The sequence below is a fragment of the Terriglobia bacterium genome (genome assembly GCA_020073185.1).
Lineage (GTDB): Bacteria > Acidobacteriota > Terriglobia > Terriglobales > Acidobacteriaceae > JAIQGF01.
Genome location: JAIQFT010000011.1, coordinates 118,041 through 142,584, shown reverse-complemented (window position 1 = coordinate 142,584; position 24,544 = coordinate 118,041). Strand labels below are relative to the sequence as shown.

The 24,544-nt window shown below is 62.3% G+C and carries 20 protein-coding genes and 1 tRNA gene; 13 read left to right on the top strand and 8 right to left on the bottom strand.

The features are described 5' to 3' along the window. Nucleotides 1-51: 51 nt before the first annotated feature. The 7 genes from LAN64_05785 (at nt 52) to LAN64_05755 (ending at nt 4,453) form a co-directional block, all read left to right on the top strand. Nucleotides 52-540: a hypothetical protein gene (locus tag LAN64_05785; GenBank protein MBZ5567346.1), complete on the top strand. Its 489-nt coding sequence runs from the start codon at nt 52-54 to the stop codon at nt 538-540. Nucleotides 541-602: 62 nt separating this feature from the next. After that, nucleotides 603-1,526, top strand: coding sequence for a prepilin peptidase (locus tag LAN64_05780; protein MBZ5567345.1), 924 nt, complete (start codon nt 603-605; stop codon nt 1,524-1,526). Then, nucleotides 1,523-2,164 carry a PAS domain-containing protein gene (locus LAN64_05775; protein ID MBZ5567344.1) on the top strand — a complete coding sequence of 214 codons (642 nt, stop codon included), beginning with the start codon at nt 1,523-1,525 and terminating at the stop codon, nt 2,162-2,164. The genes LAN64_05780 and LAN64_05775 overlap by 4 nt, the downstream gene beginning before the upstream one ends. 161 nt (nt 2,165-2,325) lie before the next feature. After that, nucleotides 2,326-2,862, top strand: coding sequence for a hypothetical protein (locus LAN64_05770; protein MBZ5567343.1), 537 nt, complete (start codon nt 2,326-2,328; stop codon nt 2,860-2,862). A 354-nt stretch (nt 2,863-3,216) separates the two neighbouring features. Continuing rightward, nucleotides 3,217-3,301, top strand: a tRNA-Leu gene (locus LAN64_05765). 83 nt (nt 3,302-3,384) lie between these two features. Continuing rightward, the gene (gene secG, locus LAN64_05760; protein MBZ5567342.1) at nt 3,385-3,705 is read left to right on the top strand and encodes a preprotein translocase subunit SecG; all 321 of its coding nucleotides are present in this window, start codon (nt 3,385-3,387) and stop codon (nt 3,703-3,705) included. Between the two features lie 115 nt (nt 3,706-3,820). Next, the gene (locus LAN64_05755; GenBank protein MBZ5567341.1) at nt 3,821-4,453 is read left to right on the top strand and encodes an MBL fold metallo-hydrolase; all 633 of its coding nucleotides are present in this window, start codon (nt 3,821-3,823) and stop codon (nt 4,451-4,453) included. Between the two features lie 89 nt (nt 4,454-4,542). Here LAN64_05755 and LAN64_05750 read toward each other — a convergent pair whose 3' ends face one another. Together LAN64_05750 and LAN64_05745 are read right to left on the bottom strand one after the other, a co-directional pair. Further along, nucleotides 4,543-5,736, bottom strand: coding sequence for a pyridoxal phosphate-dependent aminotransferase (locus tag LAN64_05750; protein MBZ5567340.1), 1,194 nt, complete (start codon nt 5,734-5,736; stop codon nt 4,543-4,545). A 449-nt stretch (nt 5,737-6,185) separates the two neighbouring features. Next, nucleotides 6,186-6,548: an STAS domain-containing protein gene (locus tag LAN64_05745; GenBank protein MBZ5567339.1), complete on the bottom strand. Its 363-nt coding sequence runs from the start codon at nt 6,546-6,548 to the stop codon at nt 6,186-6,188. 204 nt (nt 6,549-6,752) lie between these two features. On the opposite strand from LAN64_05745, the gene LAN64_05740 reads away from it, so the two are divergent. Genes LAN64_05740 through LAN64_05730 form a run of 3 tightly spaced genes read left to right on the top strand, consistent with a single transcriptional unit; the run spans nt 6,753 to nt 12,210 of the window. Beyond that, the gene (locus LAN64_05740; GenBank protein ID MBZ5567338.1) at nt 6,753-9,137 is read left to right on the top strand and encodes an efflux RND transporter periplasmic adaptor subunit; all 2,385 of its coding nucleotides are present in this window, start codon (nt 6,753-6,755) and stop codon (nt 9,135-9,137) included. A gap of 35 nt (nt 9,138-9,172) precedes the next feature. Beyond that, nucleotides 9,173-10,063 (top strand): efflux RND transporter periplasmic adaptor subunit, encoded by an 891-nt coding sequence (locus LAN64_05735; GenBank protein MBZ5567337.1) that lies wholly within the window; start codon nt 9,173-9,175, stop codon nt 10,061-10,063. Then, nucleotides 10,060-12,210 (top strand): HlyD family efflux transporter periplasmic adaptor subunit, encoded by a 2,151-nt coding sequence (locus LAN64_05730; GenBank protein MBZ5567336.1) that lies wholly within the window; start codon nt 10,060-10,062, stop codon nt 12,208-12,210. The genes LAN64_05735 and LAN64_05730 overlap by 4 nt, the downstream gene beginning before the upstream one ends. A 94-nt stretch (nt 12,211-12,304) precedes the next feature. On the opposite strand, the gene LAN64_05725 is transcribed toward LAN64_05730, so the two are convergent. Beyond that, nucleotides 12,305-12,583 carry a hypothetical protein gene (locus LAN64_05725; GenBank protein MBZ5567335.1) on the bottom strand — a complete coding sequence of 93 codons (279 nt, stop codon included), beginning with the start codon at nt 12,581-12,583 and terminating at the stop codon, nt 12,305-12,307. 220 nt (nt 12,584-12,803) lie between these two features. Next, entirely contained in the window at nt 12,804-14,210 is a 1,407-nt protein-coding gene (locus LAN64_05720) for a sigma-54 dependent transcriptional regulator (protein MBZ5567334.1), read from the bottom strand. Nucleotides 14,211-14,440: 230 nt separating this feature from the next. Here LAN64_05720 and LAN64_05715 point away from each other — a divergent pair, with 230 nt between their 5' ends. Beyond that, complete coding sequence (locus LAN64_05715) at nt 14,441-15,184, top strand: PilZ domain-containing protein (GenBank protein MBZ5567333.1); 744 nt, start codon at nt 14,441-14,443, stop codon at nt 15,182-15,184. 84 nt (nt 15,185-15,268) lie between these two features. On the opposite strand, the gene LAN64_05710 is transcribed toward LAN64_05715, so the two are convergent. The 3 genes from LAN64_05710 to LAN64_05700 form a co-directional block, all read right to left on the bottom strand. Then, nucleotides 15,269-16,714, bottom strand: a complete 1,446-nt coding sequence (locus LAN64_05710) for a hypothetical protein (protein MBZ5567332.1) — start codon at nt 16,712-16,714, stop codon at nt 15,269-15,271. 190 nt (nt 16,715-16,904) lie between these two features. Next, on the bottom strand, nt 16,905-18,086 hold the full coding sequence (locus LAN64_05705) for an acyl-CoA dehydrogenase (GenBank protein MBZ5567331.1): 1,182 nt from the start codon (nt 18,084-18,086) through the stop codon (nt 16,905-16,907). Nucleotides 18,087-18,218: 132 nt separating this feature from the next. Further along, nucleotides 18,219-18,770 carry a L,D-transpeptidase family protein gene (locus tag LAN64_05700; GenBank protein ID MBZ5567330.1) on the bottom strand — a complete coding sequence of 184 codons (552 nt, stop codon included), beginning with the start codon at nt 18,768-18,770 and terminating at the stop codon, nt 18,219-18,221. 51 nt (nt 18,771-18,821) lie between these two features. Between LAN64_05700 and LAN64_05695 the strand changes: the two genes are divergently transcribed. Further along, nucleotides 18,822-19,499 carry a YceI family protein gene (locus LAN64_05695; protein ID MBZ5567329.1) on the top strand — a complete coding sequence of 226 codons (678 nt, stop codon included), beginning with the start codon at nt 18,822-18,824 and terminating at the stop codon, nt 19,497-19,499. On the opposite strand, the gene LAN64_05690 is transcribed toward LAN64_05695, so the two are convergent. Further along, entirely contained in the window at nt 19,412-24,031 is a 4,620-nt protein-coding gene (locus LAN64_05690) for a DEAD/DEAH box helicase (GenBank protein MBZ5567328.1), read from the bottom strand. The genes LAN64_05695 and LAN64_05690 overlap by 88 nt on opposite strands. A gap of 140 nt (nt 24,032-24,171) precedes the next feature. Here LAN64_05690 and LAN64_05685 point away from each other — a divergent pair, with 140 nt between their 5' ends. Next, a complete protein-coding gene (locus LAN64_05685; GenBank protein ID MBZ5567327.1) occupies nt 24,172-24,504 on the top strand; it encodes a hypothetical protein in 333 nt (110 codons plus the stop codon). The last annotated feature ends 40 nt before the right edge of the window (nt 24,505-24,544 follow it).

The following is a 24,544-nucleotide window of genomic DNA, read 5'->3' as shown; positions in this document are numbered from 1 at the left end:
TGTTGCCGGGGAGAATTACCGAAGTACCGGGTCGAGGCATGGACCGTTCACATGACCAAGATCACTGCCCTGATTCATACCCATAACGACGCCGAGCGCATCGGGCGCGCGCTGGAGTCGTTGCGCGCCTGCGACGAGATCCTGGTGGTGGATCACAACTCCGCCGATGACACCATCCAGCGCGCCCGCGAACACGGCGCCATGGTGACAAGGGGCGTGCCCGGGGTGAGTTCGGGAATCTATGCCATTGACGCGCGCCATGATTGGATTCTCTGCCTTCTGCCAACCGAGGCCGTCAGCGAGGCCATGGAGGCTTCCCTGTTCGAGTGGAAGGACAGGGACGAGCGGTCCCACGAGATCGCCACGCAAAACAGCTTCGCCTTCCCAGTCCGCGCGGAGACTGCCAGCGGCTGGAACGAGTTGGGAGCGCACACTCGCCTGGTGAACCGGAAATATGTCAACTGGACAGAACAACTCCCGCCAGAGGATGCCGCCGCGGAGGTCCTGCCGGGACACTTGCTGCGCTTCTCCAAACCGTAGCCGCCTGAGCCACTAGCCACGTCCGTTGACGGCTGTAATAATCAACCGATTTCTGCAATCGCATGGACCCTGTGCTGACAACGGCGGTTTTCCTGTTCGGGCTGGCGTTCGGCAGTTTCCTGAACGTCTGCATCCATCGCATGCCGCGTGAGATTTCCGTGGTCCTGCCGCATTCGGCCTGCCCGAAGTGCCAGCACGCGATCAAGCCCTACGACAACATCCCGGTGTTGAGCTGGCTCATCCTGCACGGCCGCTGCCGTCACTGCGGGGCGCCCATCTCGCCGCGCTACCTGGCGGTGGAACTGATCACCGGGTGCCTGTTTATGGCCTGCTACGCGCGCTTCGGGATGAGCATTTTTACCCTCAAGTACTGCGTATTCGCGTTTCTCATCATCGGCCTGATCTTCACCGACGCGGAGTGGCACCTGCTGCCCGACGCGCTCACGCTGAGCGGGCTGGCAGCCGGGTTGGCGTTCAGTGGGTTCGCGCCCCTCCACGACGTCATCTCGCAACTGCTACCGGGGCTGTTGAGCGTGCGCCATTCCGCCATTTCGTGGCGCCTGCTGTCGGTGGGGGATGCCATATTTGGCGCCGCGGTCGGTGCTTCCTTCTTCTACGGCATTGCCATTCTCTACCTGCGCGCGCGCGGGCGCGAAGGCATGGGTCTGGGCGACGTCAAGCTGATGGCCATGGTGGGCGCGTTTCTTGGGGTGCGCCTCACCGTGCTGACCATCTTTGGCGCCTCGCTGGCTGGTTCACTGTTCGGCTTGGGCACGATCCTAATGGTTTGGAGCAAGCGCACGCGCCGCCGGCGGGAGCGCAATCGCGAAACCGCTGCGGTGGCGCGCCGGCGCGCCTGGCAGTCCGCGCGCACCGTATACCGTTACTACGAGATGCCCTTCGGCGTGTTTCTTGGGGCCATGGCCATGATCGCGCTGTTCTTCGGCCCTGCCCTGCTTGCCTGGTACTGGGGTGCATACCTGTGAAGCTGCTCGCCAATCCGGTGCTGGTGAGGATGGTGCTGCTGTTGGTCTTCGCCGCGTCGATGTTCATCCTCGGTGTGTGGTTCATTCGCCGGCTGCGCAAGGAAATGGTGGCCGACGTGAGCCCGTCCACCCCGCGCGCGGACAACGTTCCCGCATTTGCCGTTGCCACGCTGCAGAGCGTGATCCAGCAACTTAAGGACAAAGAAGAGGAATTGCAGCACCTGCGACAGGCGGAGCAAGAACGCGCTGCCACCACTCAGAACATTGCCGCCGCCGTGCTCATTAATCTCGAAACCGGGGTGGTGGTGTTTAATGCGGCGGGACTGGCGCAGCAAGCGAACCCGGCGGCACGCGAGATCCTCGGCTACGCCACGATTTCCGGCATGCATGCGCGCGACCTATTCCGCGGCATCAGTGCCTTGCGCAGGCGCGACCCCACGGCGCCCGGCGCAATCGCCGAAGCGATGGAGCGCGCCTTGAGCGATGCTTCCGTCTTCCGCGCGCTGGAAGCGGAGTACGTAACTCCGGCGGGCCAGCGGCGGAATCTCGCCATCACCATCGCACCCGCGCTCGGCGCCGCGGGCGAATGTTACGGCGCCGTGTGCCTGGTTTCGGACCGCAGTGCCGCTTCCACCTGATGGGCGGCCATGGCCGTTTGCGGGGTTCACCTTAGTGCTTCCGGTAGCGAATCATTGGCAAAAACGAGCCTGACCGGAGCTACAATATCGTTAAGACTCTGGAATTGCGGCCGCTTGGCTCAATCGCGGAGAATCGGCGCGCATTCGGGAAAAGGACACCTATGAGACGGACCCTTTATTTGTTGGCTGCCGCACTGTTGTTGTCACTGCTGAGCGTGACGTACGCCGGCGCGCAGGAGTCGCTCGGGAACCTGGCGCGGCAGCAGCGACAATCGAAGCGCCCGAATTCGGCAAAGGTTTATACCAACGACGATTTCGCACCCGTCAGCACGACCCAACCGGACGCAGAAGCCTTCGACAAGACTGACAAGTCGGAAAAAAGCGATGCCGAGGCAAAGCCGGAAGAGAAGGACACAGCGAAACTGGCGGCCGACTTCAAGTCCAAAGCCGATGAGCAGAAGAAAAACATCACGCAACTGGAGCGCGAGCTCGATGTGGCCCAGCGCGAGTACCGCCTGAAAGTCGCGGTGTATTACGCCGACGTCGGCAACAACCTGCGCGACTCCAAGAAGTGGGCGGAAGACGACCGCAAGCAGCGCGCCGAAATCGAGGCGAAACAAAAAGCGATCAGCGACGCCAAGCAGAAGCTGGCCGACCTCCAGGAGCAAGCGCGCAAGGCGGGCGTCCGGGTAGAGTAGCGGGGGAATTCCAGAAGGGTAGGTTGCGCAGCAGGTATTTGCTGCCTGCAGACTGGTGCAAACAGAACGAGGGTGTATCAGAAGCCGTAAAGCGCCAGGCGCGTGATGCGAGCGATTCTGTAGAAATCCTGGTCGAGGGTGAAAACGCTAAGCATTGCGATGCAAAGCAATGGCTGCGATCACGGTATCAATCGTGGTCGGAGTAATGCCTTTGGAGCGCGCTGCCCGGTAGATTGCCGTACTGTTGATAGCACTCGACGTTTCACCGTGTATTTGCCTTCGCCCGCGAGCGGCAGCCCGTCTGTTATAATCACCGCGCCGTTACGATAGGTTTTATCGGCCGCATTGGACAGTGCGGAAGTGGTGGAACTGGCAGACACACCATCTTGAGGGGGTGGCGCCGAAAGGCGTGGGGGTTCAAATCCCCCCTTCCGCACCAACTCTGACGCAGGAAAAGCCTCCAGAAACTGCACAAGACGAGGTCGAAGAAAGGGAAGCGGCCTGGCGGCGCCGCAGAACAGCATGGTTGTTGCGATCACTATCGTTCACGTCATCGTTTGTCTCTTCCTGATCATCGTGGTGCTACTGCAGAGCGGCAAGAGCGCCGACATCGCGGCCGCGTTCGGCGGCATGGGCAGCCAGACCGCCTTCGGCCCGCGTGGCGCCGCCACCGTGCTGAGCAAGGCGACCACCTTAGCCGCGGTGATCTTCATGCTCACCTCGATCACACTGTCGATCTTCGCGTCGAAGCGGCCCAGTTCTTCGGTACTGCAAAACCTGAAAACGCAGCCGGCGAAGTCCGCTCCGCAGACGCCGCCTACAAGCACGCCGACGCCAAAATAGCGGTTAGCCTTTAGCTATTAGCTGGTTTCGTTTAACATTGAAGGCTCTGCCGCGGGGTGTGAGCTTTTTCACTTCCTGGCCGGAGCAGCTAAGAGATACAGGCTAAGAGCTTGTCATGATCCAAGAAATTCTTCCCGTTGGCCCCCTGCAGTGCAATTGCTCCGTCCTTGGCGATGAGGGCACGCGCGAAGCGATGGTCATTGATCCCGGAGACGAGATCGAGGCGATCATGCGAATCGTCGAGCAGCACGGGCTCACGGTGAAACAGATCGTCGTCACGCATGCGCACATTGACCACGTCGGCGGAGCGATGAAGCTCAAGCAGCGCACCGGCGCGCCCATCCTGCTCAACCAGAACGACCACGCTCTGCTGAAGATGATGGATTTGCAAGCAGCATGGGTGGGGATGCGTCCGCCGGGCAAGATTGCGATTGATCAGAGCGTGGGCGATGCCGACCGGCTGCGCGTTGGCAGCCTGGATGCGACCGTCATGCTCACGCCAGGGCACACCGAAGGCAGTATCTGCCTCTACTTCCCTGCCGAGCGCAAGCTGATCGCCGGAGACACGCTGTTTGCCGGCAGCATCGGGCGCACGGACCTGCCGGGCGGATCGTTCGAGAAAATCATGGACTCGCTGCGAGGGCGTGTGCTGGCGCTGCCGGATGAAACCGTCGTCATTCCCGGACATGGGCCGCAAACGACGGTGGGTGAGGAACGGGAAACGAACCCGTTCCTGGTGAATTTGTAGTTTGCAATTTGCAATTGGTAAATTTGAAAAGGTGTAGCAACACGGGCGCGAAAACATTTCTTCGGTTTTTGGAAATTGCAAATTACCAATTACCAATTTGCAAATTCGAGCAGGCGGCGCAGTCCTTCTCCGAACCCCTCCTCAGGCGCGATCAAGCTCACCACCAGGTAACCGTCGGCCGGAAGGTCGTAAAAATGTCCGGGATGAACCAGGACTGATTTCTTCTCCAGCAACTCGATGGCGAGTTCCTCGTCGGAGCGGGTAACCGGAAGGCGTAGCACGGCGTACCAGCCGCCCTCAATCTCCAAACGTTGGCAAAGTGTTTGCACCGCGAACTGGCGGTCCAATTCTGCGAGGTTGGCACGAATCCTCTCCACCAATTGCCTCTGAAATTCGTATCGCTGCGCAAACAGCGCGGGCGCGGCAAGCTGGATGGGGGCGTTCATGGAAAGATACGTGTCAGCAATCACCTCCAGGCGCGCCAGGGCCTCGCGCACCTGTTCGTCGGGGCCGCCGACCGCGATCCAGGCAAACTTCATCTGCGGCAGTCCGGCGATCTTGGAGAGACCGCTAAGAGTGAAGGTTAGGGCAGGTGTGGTATTGGGAAATTCCCCACCCGGTCGCTCCCCTTCGACTACGCTCAGGGCAGGTTGCCCCGGGACCAAGCGCGGGGCAAGCGTAGCAAAGCTGGGGCGCGCGTGTCCGTCGTGCGCAAAATCGAGGAAGACCTCGTCGGCGACCAATGCCATGGCGCGGTCGGCGCAGAGGACATCCAATTGCTCCACTTCGCCCGGCTTGACGTAAGAACCAGTCGGATTGTTCGGGTGGACCACGATCACCGCGCGCGTCTGCTGCCCGACGGCAGTGCGCAACGCGTGCAGGTCCATGTGCCAGCCGTGGTCGTAGAACAATGGATAAGAACGGAGGCGGACGTCCTGGATATCGGCGAGGAATTCGAAGAGCGGATAACTGGGCGCCGGCACCAGCACTTCGTCACCCGGATCGCAGAGCAGGCGGAAGACAAATGAGTACGCCTCACTGGTGCTGGTGGTAAGGACCAGGCGCTCGGGATCAACGCTGGCGCCGCGCTCGCGGTAGTACGCAGCTACGGCGTCACGGGCGACGCGCAGTCCCTTGGCGTCCGGGCGATACGCGAGCGCCTCGGGATTCGATAGCGAGGACAAAATTGTGCCCGCGTCATAGCGCAAGCCAACAGTCGTGGGATTGGAGACGGTAAGGTCGAGCACTTCCGTGCCCGCTGCCCAGTGCTTTTGCAGCGCCATGCTGAAGCGGTTGGGCGCGAGCGGCCAGTTGGTGCGGCGGGCGAACACTCCTCAATTTGTAATTGGTAATTGGTAATTTGTAATTTGAAAAAACAACGGCAGGGCGTAGAGGCCTCAAGTACGCCTTTTGCTATGACGGGCAAACGATTGTATTGTAAACCATTGTGCTAAGGATGATGAGCGCGTATCCGGCTAGACTAATTCTGATCCGTCCGCAACTAACGGTGCGGCGCTCGGTAACCGATCCAGTATGCTGGCCGCGCTTGATGCTGCGGAGCGGAACTTCGATCAGAAGATTCAGTGGGTCACCCTTGATCAACCGTTTGACCCCTATCGCTCCGACCCCGCATTCAAGGAAATCGTTAGGCGCGCGACGATACCGCGTTAGGCGCGATGCGCTCTCCTGCGACGAAACACCGCGTAATTGTGCCGGCGGTTTTCAGTGTCGGTCACCCGGCGGTGGCGGCGGTTTCCGGGCTGAAGGATTGGACGGCGGCGGTATCGTCCTGGAAGACCTCGAAAACACTGAGCAGCCCGAGAATTTTCAGCGTCTGCGAAACCAGTTTCGATGGGTTGACCAGCTTGAGGGCGCCGCCCTTCTGCTTGAGCATGGACTGGTAGCGGACGAGGACGCCGACGCCGCTGGAATCGGCCATGGGAACTTCGGTCATGTTCAGCACGGCAGAGAAGCTGGATTCGGCGATGATGCCGTCAAGGGTAGAGCGGAGTTCGTCCACGGCTTCGCCGAGCTTCAAATGTCCTCTTAACCTGATTACGTGCACCTTGCCGAACTTGCGAACATCGATATCCACGAAAACCCTCCGGGTCCCAAAATGGCAAGTCGACCAACATTTTTGCGAAGCGGGCGCGGACGGCGGCATTCGTTGACACCCGGTATCGCCTTTGTTACAGTCCGCTGCAAGTTACGGTAGTTTGTGCTGATTTGCAAGCCTGTTGCCTCCACATCCCCAGTGGAGCAGGGTTCAGCCGCGCCAAAATGTTCGAGGAGTCGCTGCATGGCGACGCAAAGGCCCGCTCTTTCGACGCCCCAAGGCGATTTCGCCGGCCAACTGCTGGCGGAGCGCGAGGTCACGCCGCGCGCGCAAGTTATCGCCAGCGAAGCCGCCGCCCTGCTTGAAGGCTGCGCCATTAATGTCTACCTGTACAACGAGGACGAAAGCCCGGCCTGGGTGGTGAAGGGCCGGGTGGGCGAAGCAGCGGTGGAGTCGACGAAGGAGGCGGCGACGCTGGCCAAGGTGGCGGAGAAACGCGAGCCGCTGCTGTACTCCGGGACGTCTGTGGTGCGGGAACACTACGCGCACCTGGACGTGCGGCGGACGATTGCCTCGCTGGCCTACGTTCCCATCCTGCTGGACGAAGTGCTGGTGGGCGCGATCGAGGCTGTCAGTTTCGAGCGGGAGCTGGACGACAACGATATCGAGACGCTGAACGGGTTGACGGAACTGTCGGCACTGGCGCTGGCCACCGGCCTAGCGTACGAGAACGAGCGCAACAGCAACCTGGATTCGATCACGCGGCTGACGCAGCTCTACGACGTGGAAAAAGTATTCAATTCCACGCTGCAAATGAGCGAACTGATGCCGATCATCTGTGCCAAGGTCCGCGAACTGCTGAACACGCAGGCGGTCAATCTTTATATGGTCGGAGACGAGGACCTGCTGCTGATGGCGCGCGACGGTGTCGACGAGACGTTGGCGCTGGAGAGCGGCACCGAAGCCATCGTGAAGGAAATGGGCGACACGGGCGAGGCGATTGTCATCGCCGACGCCGATGATCCGCGGCTGGCAAAACGCAACGGAGACGTGGAAGAAGGAAAGATCGTTGGGCTCATGGCGGCGCCGATCGTGCACCAAGAGGCGCTGGTGGGGGTGCTGGAATGCGTCAACAAGGATGACGGCACGGCGTTCGATGAAGACGACCTTTTCTTCCTCACGATGATGGCACAGACCGCCTCCGGAGCGTTGCACAACGCCAGCCTGATGGAGGCGGAGAAAAAGATCGAGATCCTGGAGACGCTGGTCGCGGTGAGCAACGAGATCACCTCGACGCTGAACCTGGAGCGCGTGCTGCAGGTGGTGGTGAACGCCCCGCAGCGAATCATGAGCTACGACCGCGCCGCGGTCGCACTGGAGAACAAGGGGAAGCTGCAGTTGAAGGCGGTCTCGGGGGTGGCGGAGGTGGTGCAGAGCGATCCGGCAATGCGCCAACTGCGCGCGGTGCTGGAATTCTCCGCCCAGTACGACAAGCCGCTGCACGTGGTGGCGCACGAGGGCACGGTGGAAGCGGACCGCGAGGAAACGCGCCAGAAGTTCTTCGCGTACTTCAAGGAATCCGGCGCGCGCGGGTGGTACTCGGTGTCGTTGGCCGATGACCAGGGCAAGCTGGGAGTGCTGTCGTTTGAGAGCACGAACCCCGACTTCCTGAACGAGGCGCATTTCGAGTTCATCAACGTGGTGGCATCGCAGGCGACCGTGGCCCTGCGCAACGCGTCGCTGTACGAAGAGGTGCCGTTGATCGGCGTGCTGGAACCGATCATTCAGAAGAAAAAGCAGTTCATGGCGATGGAGAAAAAGCGGCGCGGAGCCTATGTAGCGCTGGCAGCCGCCACCATCCTTTTTCTGATATTCGTGCCGCTGCCGATGCGCGTCGCCGGCGACGCGACGGTGGCGTCGCAGAGCAGCGCCGAAATCCAGGCGGAGGCGGAAGGAGTCGTCCACAAGGTGTACGTACACGAGGGGGATCGCGTCGCCAAGGGGACGATCCTGGCCGACCTGGACGACTGGGATTACCGGGCGGCGCTGGCGGCGGCGCTGGCGCGGCGCGAAACCTCCGTGGCAGCGATGAACCGCGCCCTGGCGGCCAATGACGGCGGCGAGGCGGGCATCCAGCGGGTGCAGGCGGAGTACTGGACGGCGGAAACCAACCGCGCGCGCGAACGCCTGGAGCGCACCAAGCTCCGTTCGCCGATTGACGGGGTTGTGGCAACGGCGCACGTCGAAACGCTGGCCGGCACCAAGCTGGACGCCGGCGACAGCTTCGCGAAGGTAATCAATACCTCGCATGCCACGGTGGACGTCGCCGTGGACCAAAGCGACGTGCCGTTGTTGGAGGCGGGCGAGAAAGCGGTGGTGAAGCTGGACAGCTTCCCGCTACGGCGCTTTGTGGGGCGTGTAGACATCGTCAGCCCGGCGAGCCAGGCGCATGAGGACAAGCGCGTGTACTTCGCGCGCGTAGACATTCCGAATCCCGAAGGAATTATCCGGCCGGGCATGTCGGGGATGTCGAAGTTGAGCGCGGGCTGGAAACCGGCGGGATACGTGATCTTCCGCGGCTTCGGCATGTGGCTGTGGACGAAGCTGTGGAGCTGGTTTGGATGGTGAGGGGAGCGGGTGAACGGGTGATCGCGGAGGGGCACGTGAAACGTTGGGTGGGCTTGCTTGGAATTGGAACCGGGCTGATGTTGATGACGGCGTGCAGCAGCGATCGGCCGGCTACGGTCAGCGCAGCCGCAGCCGCTCCTGCCGCGACGGCGCAGCCCGCGGCCCCACCGGAGCGCAGCGACGTGTACCTGGCGTCGGGACCGCTGGTGGTCGAGAACCAGGTGGACGTGGCGGCGCAGCGCGAAGGCGTGGTGGCCAGGATCCTGGTGGACGTGGGCACGCGGGTACGCAAGGGACAACGGCTGGCGCAACTGGATGACCGGCAGCTAACGGCGGATCATGAAGCCGCGAAAGCGAAGGCGGATGGCATGCGCGCCGATCTGAAGCATTGGGAGGCCGAGCTGAAAATGCGCGAAGCCGACCTGTGGCGCTCGGAGCAGATGTGGAAAGCGCAGTTGATCACGCAGCAGCAGCTCGAGCACGATCGTTACTCGGTGCAGGGCACCAAATACTTCCTCCAGCGCCAGGAGGAAGATCTGAAAAACACCGAGGCGGCGGAGAGATCGGCGCAGCTGGAGCTGGATAAGACGCGCATCGTCGCGCCCTTTGACGGGGTGGTGGCGCGGCGCTATGTGCGGGAAGGACAGAAGGTGGCGGCCAATGACCGGCTGTTCTGGGTGACCGCTACGGCCCCGTTGAACGTGAAGTTCACGCTCCCGCAGGAATTGCTGGGCAAGATCAAGGTGGGGGACAAGGTCGAGGTGGCGGCGCCCTTTGGGGGCCGCGAGACGCACCCGGCCAAAGTCACGCTGGTTAGCCCGGTGGTGGACCCGGCCAGTGGCACCATTGAATTGCAGGCGCAGGTGGTGGGAGCGCCGGGCCAGTTACGCCCCGGCATGACGGTGAACATCAACGTGAAACCATGAACCTGGCGCGCATCCTGGAAACTTCGACGGCAGAGCTGCCGCCGATCCAGCATAAGGCCCCGCCGCGCTTGCACCCAAATTTGGTGGTGCGCGAGCACGAGGAGCGGGACAGCAAGATCTACCTGGCCGTGATCCCGGGAGGGCGTCCGCCACACTTTTTCCGCTTAAACGAAGTACAGTGGCGGGTGTGCCAGCTTTTTGACGGGGAGCGCACCCCCGAAAAGGTGTCGGAGGTGGCGGCACGGGAGATCGGCATCCACCTCTCGGTGGAAGACGTGCGCAACTTCGTGGACATCCTGGAGCGGGACGATTTCTGGTACCACACGCCGCAGGAAGAGAGCGTGGCGCTGTGGCAGGAAATGGTGGACCAGCGGCGGCGACGGAGCAAGAAGGGTAAGGACTACGGCGACTTGTCCACCATTGTGATCGCCAGTTGGGATCCGGACAATTTCCTGAACTGGGTAGACAAACACTTCAGCTGGATTTACTCGCGCTGGTTCACCTACTGGTCGATCTTCATGCTGCTGGTTTCGTTGCTGATCCTGGGCTCGCACTGGAACCAGGTATGGGCGGACAGCGCGGAGTTCTACCGGCTGAGCGGCCGCGGCTTCAGCCACTTCCTGGCGTTTCTGGGCGCGTTCTTCGTGCTCGGGTTTGTGCACGAATCGGCGCACGGCCTGACCTGCAAGCATTTCGGGGGCGAAGTCCACCGCATGGGTGTGCTGACCATCTACCTGGCGCCGTGTGTCTACTGCGATGTGTCGCAGGTATGGGTATATGGGAAGCGGCTGGAGCGGATGTGCACCGTATTTTTCGGCGTGTGGTCGGAAATCGTGATCTGCACCTACGCCAGCGTCATCTGGTGGGCGACGCCGCCGGGAACGTTTTTTCACCAGTGGGCCTACCTGACGATCCTGGCGGGCGGCATTTTCTGCGTCCTACTGAACTGGAATCCGCTGGCCAAGATGGACGGGTACATGCTGATGACAGAGTACTTCCGCATCCACGACGTCAAGGTGGCTTCGACGGCATGGCTGATCGCGTGGATCCGGAAGAACGTCTTTCACCTGCCGGCATCGGTGGAAACGCTGACGCCCCTGCGGAGCGTGTGCTACGCGGTGTACGCCGTGCTGGCCGGGGCCTACAGCTATACCCTGCTGCTGTTCTTCGTCAGGGTGCTGTACACGATTGTTTCCTACTATGTGCCGCAGTGGGCGTTCGTTCCCGCCACCGCGCTGGCATTGCTGATTTTCAAAGGACGCTTCAAGAAGCTGGCAAAGTTTATGAAAGAGCTATATCTCGACAAGAAAGATCTTCTGCGAGCGCACTGGAAGCCGATCGCCGGTGGGTTGGCGGTGCTGCTGGTACTCGGCTGGCTGCCGCTGCGGCGGGAAACCACGCAAGAGCGCTTCGTGCTGGAACCGGTGCAGCGGGCGGTGCTGCGCGCCCAAGTGCCGGGGCGGGTGGTCGAGATCGGCGCCGACGAAGGGCAGCGCGTGCCGGCCGGAGCGATGCTGGCCAAGTTGCGCGACCTGAGCGCGCAGTCGGAGACGGCGCGGGCGGCGGCGGAGTATCATGTGGCCGAGGCGCGCGCTTTTGACGCGCAGTTGCGCTACGCCGACTTCGGCAGCGCCGAACAGAAGTTGCGTGGGGCGCAAACCGCGTATCGCGCTGCCCGCGACAAGGAGCGGGAGTTGACGATCAATAGCCCGATTGCCGGGGTGGTGGTAACGCCGCGCGTACGCGACCTGCTCGGCTCCTACGTAACTGAGGGCACAGAAATCGCCGAACTGGCGGACACGTCCACCGTGCACGCGCGCATCTTCGTGCCGGAGCCCGAGGTCAAGAAGCTGCAGGCGATCCACGATGTCGCGCTGCGCCTGGATAGCCAATGGCGAAGTGTGAGCGGGACGGTGCTTTCCATCTCGCCGGCCTCGCAGCCACCGGCGGCGGGGCTGATGGAGGCTCCCGACTATAAGGGGATTCGCTTGCCGGAGTTTTTCGTGGTCACGGTGGCGATCGCCAATCCGTTGGGCGAATTCCGCGACGGCATGACGGGAACAGCCAAAATTCACGGGCGGCGGCGCAGCATGCTCGGCATCCTGCTAGATCCCGCAGTGACAGCGGTGGCGCGGCGCTTGTGGTAAGTTGCGCCGGGCAGCTGCTGCCGTGCTCGCCAGAAAATACGGGCTGCACATGGCATGCAGCCCGTCTCGGTGTACCTTCCGGTGTGCGAATCGCTTATTCGGCCAGCTTGCTCTCGGCGAACTTGCTCTCCGCGAACTTGCTCTCGGCCAGCTTGCTCTCCGCCAGCCGGCTCTCGGCCAGCTTGCTCTCGGCCAGCCTGCTCTGGGCCATTTTGCTCTCCGCCAGCTTGCTCTCGGCCAGCCTGCTCTGGGCAAGCCGGCTTGCGGTCAGCGACTCGCCCTTGGTTGTACCCGTGAGGCGGCCGGTTTTCTTGGAAGCCAGCAACGCCTTCTTGGCAGCCGCCCGGCTCTTGATTAGAGATTTCTTTTGCATATCCATCCCCCTCGTGAATTTGAATTCTTGAACCCCGTTTCAGTCGGGAATAGTTGCAACCGCCGTGCCAACTCGGAAAGTGGCAGGAATCTCCCAGTATCCACGCAAAATCAAGACTATGCGGGTACCGTCCTTGTGCGTCCTGTGCAATAGTTAAAAAATCCACCCGACTGGGGTTAAAATTTTTCGCCTAGCGTTTAATTTTTAACCCACAAGAACGTCAAATTTTGTACTTGCGGCATAAATATTTCATCTTCTGCGGATCGACATGGAGGAGGGCGGCGGCGGCGACCTTCGTGCCGCCGGCTCGGCGCAGCGCCGCCTGCAGATAGGCGACCTCGATGCGGGCAATTTCCTCGTCGAAATCAATACCGCCTTCTGGGATCAAGAGCGATTCCTGATTGGCGGTGCTGGCATAGAGCAGTTGCTGGGGAAGGTCCTTGGGAAGGATGGCCTGGCCCTGGACCATGAGGACCAGGCGCTGGATCAAGTTCTCCAGCTCGCGCACGTTGCCGTTCCAGGAATATTCCTCGAGGATCTCGATTACTTCGTGGTCGAGCCGCTTCAGCGGAACACGGTTACTAGCACAGTAGATGCGTAGGAAATGGTCGGCGAGCAGGGGGATGTCGCCGCGACGTTCGCGCAACGGCGGAAGAAAAATGGGCACTACGTGGATGCGGTAATAAAGGTCCTCGCGGAAACCTCCGGCATGCACCATCTCTTCGAGATTCTCATTGGTGGCGGTGAGCAAGCGGAAGTCCACGAGCTTGTTGGTGCGGCCGCCGAGCCGCTGGACAGTGCGCGATTCCAGTACCCGCAGCAGCTTGGTTTGCAGCCCCGGGCTAAGGGTGGCGATCTCGTCGAGAAAGAGGGTGCCAGTATGGGCTAGTTCGATCTGGCCGGGACGGCTGGTGTGGGCGCCGGTGAACGCGCCTTTTTCGTGGCCGAAGAGTTCCGATTCGATCAGCGCTTCCGGAAGGGCTGCACAGTTGAGGCTGATAAAGGGCTTCTCGCGGCGCGGTCCGGAGGCCACGATGGAACGGGCGACCAGTTCCTTGCCGGTGCCGCTTTCGCCCCGAATGAGAACCGTGACATCGCTGTGGGCGACGCGCAGGATGGCGTCGTAGACGCGGCGCATAGCTTCACTGCCGCCGATCAGCTCGCAGAAGGAATAGCGGCCGGAAATTTGCTCGGCGACGCGGCGGTTCTCGGTCTCCATGGCCCGTTTTTCCAGAGCGCGGTCGAGCACGATTTGCAGCTCGTGAAAGTCCACGGGAGCAGCGAAAAATTCATCCACCGGAACTTTCGCGGCCTTGAGCCGCAAGGAGTGATCGTGGCTGCGCGTGAGTGCGACCAGGATGAGGTCTTGGTTGATGCCGCGGAGCTTGGCCAGCAGATCAATGGCCTCGGCAGGCGTGAGGCCCAGGGTGTCGAGGTCGAGCAGCACGGCGTCGAGGGTGGTTTCGCTGAGCAGCGGCGCCAGTCGCGACCAGGAATCGAGCAGGCGAACATCAAATGCGGGCTCGAGAAACAGCTGGATGTCGGGGAGAGTAGCGCTGTCGGTGGTGATAAAGGCAATGCGGCGCGGTTCGGGCGCGTGTACGGCAGCGGCGGCGCGAAGGCTCATGGCCGTTTCCCCCCAGGCTGGCTGATTATGTCAAATTTTTACCCCGAAGGGACAAAACTTCATCCGCACTTCGAAGGTTGTCGCAGGATCGTGGATTTAGCGCGCTTTCGGACATTTCCCAGGTCGCGTTTTCGGCGCCCCGGACCATGAAGTAGTTGACAGGCGGCTTAGGGTGCTCCACACTTGAACGCAACAACCTCCCCGAATTGCGGCCGCGAAGGAGGCCGCTCGTGGCGACTCGCCCAATGTTACAGACGCGAAGTGAGTCCAGAACCTCGTATGAGGCAGCGGTGCGCGTGTTCGGCATGGACAGCGCGGGCAAACCGATCAACCAGACAGCTTGGACGTTGGACATCAGCCGGCGCGGGGCGCGCCTGCGGGGCCTTCACTGCTGGATCGGACCGGGCGAGACCATCGGTGTACGTTGCGGCACGGAAAAGGCTCGTTACAAGGTGGTGTGGAACGGCCAGCAGGGCACGCCGACGGAAGGCCACCTCGGCTTGCTGTGCCTGGAGACAGGAAAATATATCTGGGGGAGCGCCCCGCCCGTTGCCGAGCCAAAGACGGTGGCCGCGGTAGTCTTGTCGCAGGGTGTGCACCCTTCGGCGCATACGCCACCCATCGGCCTGTCGCCGCTGTCCGGGAGCCGCAACCGGCGCAGAGATGCGCGTTACCGGGTCTCGGGCGGCGCCAAGATTCAGGAACCGGGCGCTCCGGCAGGACAGTGGACCATGCTGCACGACATCAGCAGCGGTGGTTGCTACGTGGAAACGACGACGCCCCTGCGTCCGGGAGCGCACGTGGATGTGGCGGTGCACGTGGGGGAAACGCAAATCACCGCCAAGGGCGAGGTCACGGTGGCACACCGGCAGGTCGGCATGGGAGTAAGGTTCAGCGACATGACGCCGCTGAACCGGCAACGCCTGGAATCGCTGGTCGATGAATTGGTGAGGAGCGGTGCACTGGAGGCGTGAAGGCGGTAGCTAGAAATCGGCGATAGCGCTACCTTGGCGTGACCCTTCCATTCGATCATGGAACAATTCTCTTCCGGTCACGGACTATGAGTTTCCATTCTCCTGCAACGCATTGACGGCGAGCTGCACTTCCTGACGCGTCTTCTGCAGCGAGCCATTCATGGCAGTGACCTTGTCGGCCAGACCACGCTGTTCCGCAGTCGCCAGAATGGCGCCGCACTGCGCCTGAAGTCTTTGTGCGGTACTAATGAGGAAGGCTAGCGCGTCGGCGTGCGGCTTCCATAGATACGCCGAGCTCTGTTTCGAGCTGTATTCCTGCAACTCCAACTGGAGACATGCCTGGATGGAAACGGTTTGGCGCAGAGCCCTGGCGTAGTCGGCGCGGAAGCTCTTTTCGGCGCTGTAATCGCTGCGGAAAGCGTCTACTTCGACGCTGCTGAGCACCATATTGCCGTTGCGCAGCGGAATCACGTTGGCCGACTTTGGGTCGGCGGCGAGGACGAAGTTGCGGATGGAATCTTCCATGGCGCGCAGCTTGCCTTGTGCGATGGGGAAGTTGATGCCGGAGAGCGCCGCCTCGCCGGCGCCCGCCACATTCCCGGTGCGTGGTTGCGCAGCGGGTGCGTGGGCGGCAACACCTGCGACATGAGGACGCGCGCCGGTGCGCGAGTCCACCGCCTTCTTCAATTTCGAGATCTTGCGGAAATGCTCCTGGGCGCGGCCGTACTCCGTCTGCAGAAGCTCGGTTTCCTGCTGTTCGACCTCGGTGAGGTGCTGGACGGTAACGTCGCCATCCACGCGGCTCATGATGCTGCCGCCCTGTTGCTGCACGTTGCTGGCGAATTTCTTGATCTGCTGCGTGGTTTGCTTGAACAGCTCGTCGAAGCGGCTTCCGAAATAGACGTTGTAGGCGGCGATGGTAGCCAGCACGCGGGGATGATAAAACGATTCGCCGAGGCGCTGTTTGATGTCGCGCACGCGCTGGATGATGCCGGAATCCATGAGCTGGTCGAAGTGGCGGTAGTCATCCACTTCCTGGCGAACGAAGGGGAACTCGCGCACGAGCTGGCGATGCTCTTCCGGGAGAACGGCGGATTCCTCCGAGCCGATGATGGTGTAGAGCCCCTGCTCAAATTCCGACGGCTCGTCCACGATCATTTCCGCGGGGATCTGCTTGCCTGCGGGGACCAGCGAACGATAGAGGAAGGTGACAATGAAGTCACCCTTGTCACGATCGGCGTCGGAGTGCGACCCCTTGCGCACGAAGTGGCGGAGCAAGGCCTCGGCCGTTTCCTCCGTGGTGGATTCCTTGAGCGCGTCGCGCATCATGGGCGGCGTGATCGCCAGGTCGAGTAAGTTCAGCCAGCGCCCCAGTCCGGTGATGGATTGCTCTACCGCACCGCCGGCGGCGCCGATCGAGACTTCATGCGGCACGGGCAAGGGATGACCGAGCACGGTTTCCAGCAGTTCGACGTAGAAGGCGTGTACCGCCGCCATGTCGAGCAACTGCTCCGCCTGAGTAGGTTCCACCGAGAACTCCCGTCAACGGGAATTGCTGATTGGGGGAAAGCGAGAGTTTATTTCAGACGGAGGGCGGCGGCAAGGGATCCGTGTCCAATTCGCAGTTTGTGATTGGCGATTCTTGATGTGAAGAAAGATCCCCGGCGGCTGGCGGGGCTCCGCTTTCGAACTGAGAACCTATCGCGAACCTACTGACGGACTACTTTCCGCCGAGCACGAGTTTCGCAATCGTCGCCAACTGCATGTTCGACGTGCCCTCATAGATCTTGCCGATCTTACAGTCGCGGAAAAACTTCTCGACGGGGTAGTCCTTGGTGAAGCCGTATCCGCCGTAGATTTCGACCGCCAGCGAGCAGACGCGCTCGGCGACCTGGGAAGCGAACAGTTTGGTCATCGCGGCTTCCTTGACGAAGTTCATGCCGGCGTCCTTCAGGCGGGCGGCGTTGTAGACCATGAGGCGCGCCGCCTCGATCTCGGTGCCCATCTGCGCCAGTTGGAACTGGATTCCCTGGAAATCGGCGATCGGCTTGCCGAACTGTTTGCGCTCTTGCGCGTACTTGAGCGCGTGCTCCCAGGCGCCGCGCGCCACGCCCTCCATCTGCGCCCCGATGCCGATGCGGCCTTCGTTCAGCGTCTCGATGGCGATCTTGTATCCCTTGCCAACCTCGCCCAGCACGTTCGACTTGGGCACGCGGCAGTCTTCCAGGATCAGCTCACAGGTGGAGGAGGCGCGGATGCCGAGCTTGTCTTCCTTCTTGCCGACGGTAAAGCCGGGGACATCTTTTTCGACGATGAAGGCGGTGATGCCCTTATATCCGGCGGAGAGGTCCACGCTGGCGAAGAGGATGAAAACGCCTGCTTCCTTGGCATTGGTAATCCACAGCTTGCGGCCGTTGAGGACGTAATCGCCGCCCCTGAGTTCGGCCTTGGTGGTCAGCGCGAAAGCGTCGGAGCCGCTGCCGGCTTCGCTCAGCGCGTACGCGCCCACCGTCTCGGCAGCCATTTTCGGCAGGTAGCGTTTCTTCTGCTCGTCACTGCCCCAACGCAGCAAGGCGTTGTTGACCAGCGTGTTCTGCACGTCCACGACGACGCCGGCGGAGGCGTCCACGCGCGAGAGCTCTTCGACCGCGAGGATGGCCTCGAAGAAGGTGCCCGCGCCGCCGCCAAACTGCTCCGGTATCTCAATGCTCATAAGGCCGAGCTGGAAGAACTGGTCGATGAGCGAGTGGTCGAAAACGCCTTTCTCGTCCATCTCGTGGGAGAGCGGCGCAACTTTGTCCTCGGCGAACTGGCGGATGTTGTCGCGAAAGAGCTGCTCGTCTTCGGTGAGGGCGGTCAGAGGAGCGGGAGCTTCAATGCGTTGTGCAGCGAGTTCAGGCATGACAGTTCCTCGTAGGGAAAATGGCGGTGAATGAACAGACGATTCTAATACAGCAGTGGTCAGTCGTCAGTGGCCAGTGGCTGGCAAAGAGCGGCGTGGCGGCTGGGATTGAACGGACGTTCGAACTGGCGGCTATGGACGTATCTCAATCGGCGTGCCGTCAGGAACGGCGCGCCATATTTCATCCATTTCCCGATCGGTCACGGCGATACAACCGTCTGTCCAGTCGATGCGGCGGTGCGGGCGCCCCAGCCAGCCGAGGCCGTTTGGAAGGCCATGAATGAAGATGTCGCCTCCCGGTGAGGCACCATGCTGCCGGGCGTCTGCGATCTGATCCGGAGTCGGATAGGACACGTCAATTGATCGATAGAAGCGGCTTTGCGGATTGTGACGATCGAGGATGTAATTGCCTTCAGGAGTCTTATGGTCGCCTTGCTGCGCTTTCTTCCCCACAGGATTGCGACCGAGAGCAACCAAATAGGTTTTGAGAGGCGTGTTTCCATCGTAGAGAGTCAGGGTGCGTTCCGATTTTAGGACCAAAACACGATCAGCCCGAGCGTCTTGAGGCAAGGGTTGCGCATGGAATTTCGCCACAACGATCGCTGCGCTGAGGATGGCGACAACGAACGCCACGGTCGCACGCAAATATCGGGATCGCACGCGCGAATTATACGGGAGCACCATGCGTAACTTGTCGCCGATTCGTCTACTCTCATATGTCAGGAGCAGGGTTTCGTGGCGGGACGAAAATTGTGGTTCCTACCAGTGTTGTTGCTGACCGCTTTGGGATTGGCGCAGCTCGAGCCCAAGAACGCAGCGGCGCGGATTGACCCTCAACACTCCACGCTGACGGTGAAGGTCTTCAAGTCAGGCCTGTTCTCGGCCTTCGGGCACAACCACGAAATCCGCGCGCCGATCATCTCCGGCAGCATCACCACCGCGGGCGCACCCTCGGTGGAACTGATGGTCGATGCTCGCGGGATGCAGGTGCTCGACCCCGACCTGGGCGCCGACAAGCGTGCCGAAGTGCAGAGAACGATGCTCAGCGCCGCGGTGTTGGATAGCGAGCGCTTTCCGCAGATTCACTTCGTTTCCCGCACCATCGAGCCGACCGGTGAAAACCGGTATCGCGTCAGCGGCGAGTTGACCCTGCACGGCGTTACGCGGCCGATGGTAGTGCGTGTCGAGCAGCGCGGCAGTCGCTACACTGGATCGGCGACGGTGAAGCAGAGCGAGTTCGGCATCAAGCCGGTGACCGTTGCGGGCGGGACTGTGCAAGTGAAGGATGGGGTGGAAGTCGTGTTTGACATCGCAACCACCCCGGCTCAGTCGCCAGTCGCGGCCGTTATCGGAGTGGAAAGGCCAACGGCAAGGGCACGCTCTTCGGTGGTGACGGCCACGCCGTCGCGATAGGTCACGGTCTTGCCGGAGATCGCGGGCACGCGCTCGCCGGGCACGATGATGCCGACCAGGTTCAACGGATCGGCCGCGGAGAGGGTGATGGTTTCGCCTGTCGGTTCCATGCGCCGCAAGGCGCGCAGCGATTCCACCGCGACCGGCAGCGCATACTGCTCGCCCAGAAATCCGCTGACGAAGCGGCCACCACGGATGTCGCCGCGCGCCTCCATGCAGCGGAAAGCCTGCCCCAGTTCGCGCCACTTGGGCAGGATCGCCTCACGCGCCAGAAGGTCGCGGAAGACCACGCCGTAGCGCGCCAGCAGCATCGAGCAGGTCGCCTCAATCATTTTGTTGCGATCGGGCTGCTCGATGGGATACAGCAGCGACCAGCGTCCGGCGGAGTGGCGCGGGCGCGCCGTCCTGCCGCTTCCCTGCCCGGAGCGGCGTCGCGGATCGATGAGCGAGCGCAGGTTGTCGAAGCCGTCGGCGGTGACCAATCCGGCGGCGACCAGCTCCCACAGCGCCGTTTCCACCTCCGATTTCAGCTTGGCGGTGCCGCGTACGATGTCGGGGAAGAACGACGCTCCGCGCTGCCGCAGGAACGCGAGCACATCGCGGGCGCCGACGCTCAGCCCGCGCGATTCCTCTTCGATGGATTCGGGACGCCGCGGCGTCATCCAGTCGGCGTCTTCGCGCACGAAGAATGTTATGGGCGCGACGCTAGTGGGAATTACGCGCCGGCGTCCGTCGTGCGCGTCTTCCAGCGTGGCGGGATGCGGCGACAACCGTCCCCAGCCGATGGCGCCGGTGAGGCAAAGCTGGTCGAGTTGCTTGGGGTCGTAATCGGAGAGGCGGCGCGCCAGCACCTGGCGCTCCCACGCGTTGGCCGGGACTTCGAAGCCCTGCAACTGTTTCAGGACCTCCAGCAGGCCGTGTTCGCCCGAAAGCTGTGAATTGGGCGCGACGTGCTGCCAGCACAAAAGCCAGCGCATGAGCTGCGCCTCCGTGACCGGCTCGATTTCCCTGCGCAGCGCGCCTAAGGTAAGCCGGTGGATGCGCGCGAGCAAACGGCGGTCGCACCACTCGGTCGGTGATGGTCGATGGTCGATGGTCGATGGCGCCAGGGCTAGAGCCCCGGAGTTTTCTGCGCCCGGTTTCGCCGAGCTGAAGCCCGGCGCTTCCGCCGGACGAAAACTGCCGCGGAGGATCGCGCCTGTCGATTCCAGACGAAGCAGCGTCTGATTAATCTCGGTCTCTGGAATTGCAAGCAGCGCGGAAAGCTCGCCCGCGGTCGTCGGCCCAATGTGCTGCATCCAGCCGGTGAGCATTTGCAGCAACGCCGCACTACGCTCGCCATCCCGCGACTGGGCTGGAGCGTGCTCGCTCTCGACCTCCTGCGACACAGTTGGAGCGCGCTCGCCCCCGAGCGCGGAGATCTCAGGGGGATCAATATCGAACTTCGCGTCCGGATAAACAGAGCGAAACGCCGGGGCCCGTTCGGCAGCAAGCCAGAAGCTCCTGCCGTTTACCTGTGCAATGACAGAGCGTCGCGCCGCAAGCAGCAAGTCCAGACATGGCGCCCAATCATAAGCGCTTGAGGGCGAGCGCGCTCCATCTTGTTCCGCACCCGCGGGGGCGCGTGTGCCACAAGTTTCCGGCAGCGCGATCAGGGTGAGCAGCGCGTCGTGAAGTTCGTCGGCGTCGCGGACGTCGGGCCAGGCTTCCTCCTGCACCTGCCCGATGGCGACGGGATCGAGGCGCCCGACCTCCTGCAAAACAGATTCGGGCAACATCTGGCGCATCTGTACGGCGCGCGCACGGCGCTCTTCCAGCGGCGCATCGTCGAGGAAGGCGTAGGGATTCGCGTTCAGGATCTCATGCGAGAACTGCGAAGGCACGGGTGTGTCCACGGCGAGGCAGCGGATGGCGCCGTCCTGGATACCGCTCAGCACGGCGCGCAGGCCATCGAGGTCCATCGCCTCGTGCAGCACGTCTTTCATCACTTCCTTGATCAGCGGATGCTGGGGAATCCGAATGTCGCCCTCGATGTTCTCGCCGCACGCGGCAACGTCGGGAAAGACAGAGGCGAGCAGGTCGTCGGCCAGGATACGCTGCACCTGCGGTGGAATTTTCTTGCCGCCACGGAAACGGAGCAGGGCCAGCGCGCGGGTTGCGTCCCAGCGGAAGCGCGTGCCGAACACGGGCGCGCCGGTCAGCACCGCCTGTTCCAGCACCCCCTGTACCGTTTCCGGTTGGAGGAAGTGGAAGACGTCGGCGAGCGGGAAGCTGTGCTGCTCGGCTAAAGCGATATTGATGCCGTCATCGGTGGCGGCGGCCTGCAATTCGAAATTGAAGCTGCGGCAGAAGCGCTTGCGCAGCGCCAGCCCCCAGGCCTTGTTGATGCGGCCGCCGAAGGGCGCGTGAATGACGAGTTGCATCCCGCCACCCTCATCGAAGAAGCGCTCGGCGATGATCGTCCGCTGCGTGGGCACGTCGCCCAGCACGGCGCGCCCGGCGACCAGATGCCGGATCACTTGCTCAGCGCCGGCAGAATCGAGGCCACATTCTTCTTTCAGCCAATCCATGGCCGCGGCGACTTCGGGCGCAGTTGTCGTAAGTCCGACTGGTGAAGTGTTGGGCAGTCGCGCGCTGAGTGCGGTGCGCAATTTCGCCACGTGCTCGGATAGTTCGGCGGTGCGCGCAGGAGCTTCGCCCAGCCAGAATGGAATTCCAGGCGGCGCGCCGCGCGCGTCCTCCACCAGCATGCGTCCAGAGGAGCTCTCGATGCGGCGAATACGCCACGAGGTGTTGCCCAGGATGAAGATGTCGCCGGCGAGAGATTCCACGGCGAAGTCTTCGTCCACGGTGCCGACCACGGTGCCTTCCGGCGATGCGACCACGGTGAACAGCGCATTGTCCGGAATCGCGCCACCGCTAGTGATCGCCGCCAGGCGGGCGCCACGGCGGGCGCGAACACGTCCGTTTATGCGATCGCGATGCAGAAAGGCGCCGAAGCGGCCGCGGCGCGCAGAAATACCTTCGGAGAGCATCTCGAGGATGGCATTGAAATCCTCACGCGAGAGATTGCGATAGGGGTAGGCGCGGCGAACGAGGTAGAAGAGACCGTCTTCACTGATGCCGGAGTTTTCCGGTACGGATAGGGGTCCGTCGACTCCAACGCGGCGTGCGGTCGCCAAAGCCGGGCGATCGCTCGTTGCCGCGTCCTCGCTCAGGATGACAGGCGTTTGGGTTTCTGCGGCGCAAGTTGCGACCAACTGTTGCGCCAGAATGTCCAGCGGCGCCTCGGGAATCAGGATGCGGTCGAGCTCGCCATGCTTAATGGCGCGAATAAGGGCGGCGCATTCGCAGAGTTCGTCGCGCGTGGTGACGAACAGCCGGCCCTTGGGGATGGCGCCACGCCAGTGGCCCGCGCGACCGACACGCTGGAGAGCGACGGCGATCGACCGTGGCGAGCCGATCTGGATGACCAGATCAACCGTTCCGATATCAATACCGAGTTGCAGCGACGCAGTCGCGACCAGCACGCTAAGTTCGCCGTTCTTGAGCTTGTGCTCGGCCATGAGGCGCAGCTTACGCGACAGGCTGCCGTGGTGCGCGCCGACCGCGTTTTCCCCCAGCTTTTCCGCCAGATGATGCGACACGCGCTCCGCCATGCGCCGCGTGTTGACGAAGACGAGCGTGGAACGGTGCCGGCGGACGAGTTCCCCGATGCGTTCGTAGATCTCGTCCCACATTTCGTTCGAAGCCACCGGCCCCAGCTCGAGGCCGGGCACTTCGATCTGCAAATCCATGGCCCGCCGGTGGCCGACGTCCACGATGGCGGGATCCTGTGGCGCGGGTTGTTGACCCGTGAGGAAGTGCGCTATCTCCTCAATCGGCTTCTGCGTGGCGGACAGCCCGATGCGCACCGGCGCTGGATGTCCGCTGCCCTCGATCAAGGCGTCGAGGCGTTCCAGCGACAGCGTCAGGTGCGAGCCGCGCTTGTCGCCAGCGACGGCGTGAATTTCGTCAACAATGACGGTGTCTACATCCCGCAAGATGCGCCGGCTTTTCTCCGCCGTCAGCAGGATGTATAGCGACTCCGGCGTGGTGACCAGGATGTGCGGCGGCCGCTGCAGCATGGCACGACGCTCGCGCATCAGCGTGTCGCCGGTGCGCACCGCGGTGCGGATTTCCGGCATCAGCAGCCCGCGCTCGGCGGCGAGCTGGAGGATTTCGCCGAGCGGCACTTCGAGGTTCTTCTGGATGTCGTTGCCCAGCGCCTTCAGGGGCGAGACGTACAACACTTCGGTGCGGTCCTGAAGGTCGCCAGCCAGCGCCTGCCGGACCAGGCGATCAATGCAGGCCAGAAATGCCGCCAGGGTCTTGCCCGATCCGGTGGGTGCGGCAATCAGCGTCGTATGGCGGGCGAGGATGTGCGGCCAGCCCTGCTCCTGCGGCTCGGTCGGGCTGCCGAACTTCGCCAGGAACCAGTCGCGGACAATGGCATGGGCCCATGCCAGCGCGTTTTCACCCCCGAAGGACATTTTTCTATTGTAAGTGAAAAGTTGAGGTTCGCCAATTGTTCGCCTGATAAACTCGTGGGTGTCCGCGTCGTGAGACGCGAACCCCCATGCTCGGGACTGGGGACGCGGGGCTCTGGGCGCACGCTGGGTAGAATAGGAACGTGAACTCGCTCAAGGACATCATTCGCTGCCCCAAGTGCGGCGGCGCCGAGATCGTTTACTCCTGCGAGCCCAAGTGCTGCTTCAACCACGTGTGCGCCGATTGCCGCAGCACGTTCGAGATCAACACCGTCAAAACCGGCCAGACGATGACCGCTGCAACCACCACAGTGGAAGAGCCGCAATCGGGCGAGCCGACCACCTGTTGTGCGTCGTGCGAGAGCCTGCGCGTCGCGGTGTTGAAGTCGGAGGACAACCTGACGTTGCTGTTCTGCGGCAAATGCGGAGCAATTTCGAAGATGGTGATGGAGGAGTTTGTGGCGGGCAGCTTCTGACGGCCGCAGTCGGGGGTCGGGGCGTTGAGGTCCCAGACGA